Annotated in this window: 6 protein-coding genes and 1 pseudogene; 3 read left to right on the forward strand and 4 right to left on the reverse strand. The window is 60.9% G+C overall.

Annotation, left to right across the window (positions count from 1 at the left end; genetic code table 11):
* On the forward strand, positions 1-197 hold a 197-nt coding region (locus WA989_RS18230), incomplete at its 5' end, for an acyl-CoA dehydrogenase family protein (RefSeq protein WP_424341892.1).
* Here the strand turns inward: WA989_RS18230 and WA989_RS18235 are convergent.
* Entirely contained in the window at positions 194-1,660 is a 1,467-nt protein-coding gene (locus WA989_RS18235; protein WP_424341893.1) for a phospholipase D-like domain-containing protein, read from the reverse strand. The genes WA989_RS18230 and WA989_RS18235 overlap by 4 nt on opposite strands.
* A gap of 36 nt (positions 1,661-1,696) precedes the next feature.
* Positions 1,697-2,254, reverse strand: coding sequence for a hypothetical protein (locus WA989_RS18240; RefSeq protein WP_424341894.1), 558 nt, complete (start codon positions 2,252-2,254; stop codon positions 1,697-1,699).
* Positions 2,255-2,383: 129 nt separating this feature from the next.
* Here WA989_RS18240 and WA989_RS18245 point away from each other — a divergent pair, with 129 nt between their 5' ends.
* Entirely contained in the window at positions 2,384-2,728 is a 345-nt protein-coding gene (locus WA989_RS18245) for a hypothetical protein (protein ID WP_424341895.1), read from the forward strand.
* Between the two features lie 25 nt (positions 2,729-2,753).
* Here WA989_RS18245 and WA989_RS18250 read toward each other — a convergent pair whose 3' ends face one another.
* A complete protein-coding gene (locus WA989_RS18250; protein WP_424341896.1) occupies positions 2,754-3,467 on the reverse strand; it encodes a hypothetical protein in 714 nt (237 codons plus the stop codon).
* A gap of 206 nt (positions 3,468-3,673) precedes the next feature.
* On the opposite strand from WA989_RS18250, the gene WA989_RS18255 reads away from it, so the two are divergent.
* Positions 3,674-4,171: a DUF2721 domain-containing protein gene (locus WA989_RS18255; RefSeq protein ID WP_424341897.1), complete on the forward strand. Its 498-nt coding sequence runs from the start codon at positions 3,674-3,676 to the stop codon at positions 4,169-4,171.
* Positions 4,172-4,216: 45 nt separating this feature from the next.
* On the opposite strand, the pseudogene WA989_RS18260 reads toward WA989_RS18255, so the two are convergent.
* A pseudogene (locus tag WA989_RS18260) lies at positions 4,217-4,773 on the reverse strand (transporter); the annotation flags it as partial.

A 4,773-nucleotide genomic window follows, 5' to 3' on the forward strand; every position in this document is an offset into this window, starting at 1 on the left:
TGGCGAAACTGCTCGGCGCGCGTGTCGCCTGGGCGGCGGCTGACAATGCCGTCCAGATCCATGGTGGCAATGGTTTCGCACTGGAATACCCCGTCAGCCGAGTGCTTCAGGATGCGCGTATTCTCAACATCTTTGAGGGCGCTGGCGAAGTGCAGGCCATGGTGATCGCACGGCGGCTGGTTGAAGGCGGGAATTAGCCGCCGAGATTACCAACTAGATCCCGCACACCGTGTATGAGGCGTTCGGCGAGACTGTTGCCGACGGCTTCAGGATCGGCGAATTCGTTCTCGGCGAGCGGGCTGGTCTCGCTTTCGACGTCGCTTCGGTCAAAACACTGCAACGAGCGGCCGGGCCCCATCAGGTCACGGATAGCGCCGACGAGACTGCCATCATTCTCGGCAACAGCATCGTCTAGCTTTTCACGGCTGACCCCCAGATGTTCGCTGACGAGCTTATTCCGTATGCCAGAAATGGTCGAACGCACCGTGTCCGGGGCATCGCACTGGCTGGCCTCTACTGCGAGGTCGCATTCTGTATCAAAACCCATGGAGCGGTTATTGAGATTGGATGAGCCGACCCGGATCAGGCTATCATCAACAATCGTGATCTTGGCGTGGACATAGATGGGCGCTTCGGTCCTGTTGACCGGGAAACAAGCCAGAACGCGGCCATGTGGATCATTGTGCCAGAGATGCTCAAGCATACGGCACCGTGCGCCATCCATGGCTTTCTGGCGAAGCCATCCTTCGGCATTCCGCGGCAGGACAATTATGATTTCAGGCCCGTCCTCTTCCTGCAGGCGCTCGCCAAGAGCGCGCGTCAATGTGGCCGAGGCAAGGTACTGGGTCTCGATGTAGAGGGTGTTGCGAACCGTCTTGATCGCCCGCAGATAGAGCGCCTCGATCTCGCGGACCTCGTCATAGTCTTCATAGTCGGGATAGGTGCGGGCCATAGCCACAGGCACCTGCTCGAACGTTGTCTCGAGCTCCGGCCATGCAGGGCCGCTCTCGCAATGCGGGGGCTCAAGCTCTTCCCCCGTCGCGCGGAGCCAGCGTTCACGCACCAGATCCCCCAGCGCGCCAGCGATCGGCCCTGAGGTGGCGACCGTCGCGTCATGCCATGGCTTCGGGCTTTCATCTTCACCCGGCAGCGCCCTGCAGGGTTGATCGTCGAGATGCTCGCACGTGTCCCAGCGCCCGGCCGTCATGTCGATGCCGCCGCAGAACGCGATCTGGTCATCGATCACGATGATCTTGGAATGATGCGCAGCGCCGACAGGGTGGCTGGAGTCGAGGTGGAAATGGAAGTTGTCCTGAAACGTTATCTTCGTAAGCGCGATAGGCCTCATGCCGCGCATCATCGACTGCATCGCACCGACATTCCATTTCAACATGTAGAGCTGAAGATCGTCTCGCTCTGTCGATAGCCAGGACAGGAATTCGCCGAGCTGATTTGGCCCTTCCAGGGTCTGTTCACCGGGCTCGAAGGCGATCCGCGTATCGAAATCCCAACCGAGCATCATGATGGTCTTCTGCGCAGTCAGCATGGCCTGCTTCACCGCCCGGAAATAATTCTTTCCATCGACGATGATGCGCATCTGATCGGCCGTCTCGATGCGCTGGCAGGTTTCGCCTGGAACGAGGATCCGCGTGGTGTCCATGAGACAGTAACGCGAGTATGGGCGGGCGGTTGCGCCCTATCCTTTCAGGGCCATGACCCTGACCGCCTGCGTGTTCGATTCCCGGTCCCAGTGATAGGTGCCGGGCGTGGCGTCGTCCTGTGAGGCGGCGATGAAGGTGACGGGCCAGAGGCAGGTCGCAACGAAGCTCGAAAGCGTGCGGTGGGCAAATTCCGGTTCGCCATTTGCGCCGGACATCGGGGCGACATGATATCCCATCACATACTGGCCGAGCGTCGCGCGCCCGAACCGGCCATGCAGCCAGAAATAGCAAAAGACGATGCTGACGCCGATAATGATGCCGCCCAGTATGTTAAGGCCGCCCAGCAACGGGTTGAGCACCATGAACAATCCCAGAAGATCGATCGTAAAGGCGGCAAAGCGGCGCCAGAGGCGGACAGGGTCTCCGGTCTCGATGAGGTTCTGCGCCGGCATATAACCGAGCGCGAAGGCAGCGAGCCCCAGGCCGGCAAAGAGGTGCAGGGACGCAGTATCGACCACCAGTCCGAGGTGGGGAATTCCAACCCAGAGACCGGCAAAAAACAGTAGAACTGACAGGACCATCCAGCGATTCATCGCGAGGTCCATTAGCCCTGCGCAAAGCGCTTTCGTCAATGCAGAAGGCACAGGATTCCCTGTAAATTTTCTGCGACATGCCGCGAGGCCGGATCGACACCGGCACGGCCGGGCGCTAAGGCATGCAGCATGGACGAAGCCGACTGGAATTTCACAGAGCAACAGGCCGAAACGGTCTGGACGTGCGAGCAGCTGCGCGACAGCCAGGGCGTCAAACCGCATAGCGACATCCTGCTCGATCTTTTCTTCGTGCCGATCAAGGGCGAAGAGGCGCGCCGCGAGGCGTTCGAGAAGGCGCTTGGCGCGTTCGGCTATGAGGTGACTGAGGAGACAGAAGGCGAAGGCGTCGCCTGTTCGATCGGGCCGATCCCCTTCACCCCGCAGGACATCTGGCTACACGAAGAGCGCACCACCAAGATGGCGCTCGCGCGCGGCTACAAGCCCGATGGCTGGGGCTTCGCCGAACCGGAATAGAAATCCCGGCGCGGGCTGAGCCAGGTTATGGCCGCAGGTCCGCGGGCAGTTCGCACCGATTGCCGATTTTCTCATAGGGCCGGTCGCAGGCCCAGTGATCGCCGCCAAAATCAATGTGCGCATTCTCCGGCACGATCACTTTTTCGCACGCGTTGCCAACCGCAGAATAGCCGCGCTCACATGACCAGGCCTGCCCGTAGATTGACGGGGAGAGAAAGCCATTCTCCGGCACGTTGACTTTATTGCAGCGCGAGCGGGTTGCCGTGAAGCCGCGCTCGCACGCCCATCCGGCGCCATATTTCGCATCAAGCAGATAGGCATTTTCCGGCACGTCGATCTTCTCGCACTGGTCAAGCTGCGCGCGATATCCGCGTTCGCATTCCCAGCTGTGGCCTGAGGAATTCAGGAAGCCATTTTCCGGGACGGGTATCGCGGCGCAGGCGCCAGCGCGCTCGGTATAGCCCCGCTTGCAACTCCATCCCTGCCCGAAATTGCGCCCGTTCGGATAGGCATTGGCGGGCAGGACCACTTCGCTACACGCGCCAGGCTCGACTTCGCGAAAGCCGGGCTTGCAGCGCCATTGCTTGCCATACCTCTGGGGCTCGGCATTGGCTGGAATATCGACAATGGTTTGAGCCACCTCTTCCAGCTGGCGCGCAGAAGCGCTGCCTGCACCGATGGTTGAAATGACAAGACCAGCCCCTGCGACCAGCAGGAAAACACGAACACTGAAAAACATTGTAGAGGGCTTTCGAAAGCGAAACTGCCTGAAGGCGAGTCCGCTGAGAAATTCGGGCCGACACGAGCACCAGGGTCAGACGCCCTGAAGATGGCCGTACCGTCTACCTGCGCCGGTGATAAGTCAAACGCTTAAACTTCGGCCATGAGTTAGCGCGTCCCGGTGAAGTGCTTGACTTCGCGGCCCGCGGGCAGGATGCCAAGCCCATGGAAGACCTCCCCCAAGACATCGCCCACAGTATCGAACTGGCCGTCGCGCCCGTCTTTCTGATTGCCGGCATCGGCGCCCTTCTGACCGTGCTGACCAATCGTCTCGGCCGCGTCGTGGACCGGTCCCGCGCGCTGGAGATCGAGCTGTCGGCGGAGGGCGCTATGGAAGCTCATCCACGCTGGCGCGCAGAGCTCTGGCTGCTCGACCGGCGGATTTCCTGGATCAACCGCGCCATCGTTCTCTCGACGGCGGCGCTCCTGTTCGTCTGCCTCGTCATCATGACGCTGTTCACTGGCCAGTTGTTCAACGTCGAAGTCTCATTCTTCGTCGCGATGCTGTTCATCCTCGCCATGGCCGCGCTGATCGCAGCGACGGGGAGCTTCCTGTGGGAAATTCATGTTGCTGCGGCAATGATCCGGGTGCGAACCGACCTGATTGAAAAAGTCCGGCGCAGGCGGGCGAAGAAGGCCCGGTTCTGGAAAAAGATATTCTGAAAAAGGCGGCGCACCATCGCACGCCGCCTCTCCAGTCTTGTCAGCCTAGAAGGCTTTTTGCCAGCCGACCGTGAACGTCATGTCGGTCTCAAGCTGCGGGCCGTTGAGGTCGCGGTAGACCGGCAGGCCAAGCTCGAAGGCGAGACGGTGGCCGGCGATAGCGCCCTGCTGGCCCGCGAGGTTCACGCCGATCAGAGCCTCCAGCGTTTCTCCGCCCTGATTGTCAGGGTCGGCGGTCTGGACCGGCGCCATGATGTTCGGATCGATACCTTCAATCTGGCCAACCGTCTGCGCTTTCAGACGCCCGGATAGCGATATCCAGGGCTGTGGCTCGTAAGCGATCCAGCCCGTCGCCTCGCCGATGTCGCCAAGCGAGTAGCCTTCATCATTCTCGTCGAGCCGGACAACGCCTGAAATCTGCGCGCCATAGCTCCACTGACCCTGGCGCATGCGTGCGGTGAGCGATGGTTTGAAATCATAAGTGCCGGAGCCGAGCTGCATCGGATAAGGAAGGCGCAGCGTCGGCTGCGCCCCGGTCGGTGCGAGAACCTGGCCCTCCTCGTCGATCGAGCCGGTCGGCAAAGAGACTGCGAGCCCGAGAT

Origin of the sequence: Henriciella sp., from assembly GCF_049649345.1 — a bacterium.
Lineage (GTDB): Bacteria > Pseudomonadota > Alphaproteobacteria > Caulobacterales > Hyphomonadaceae > Henriciella.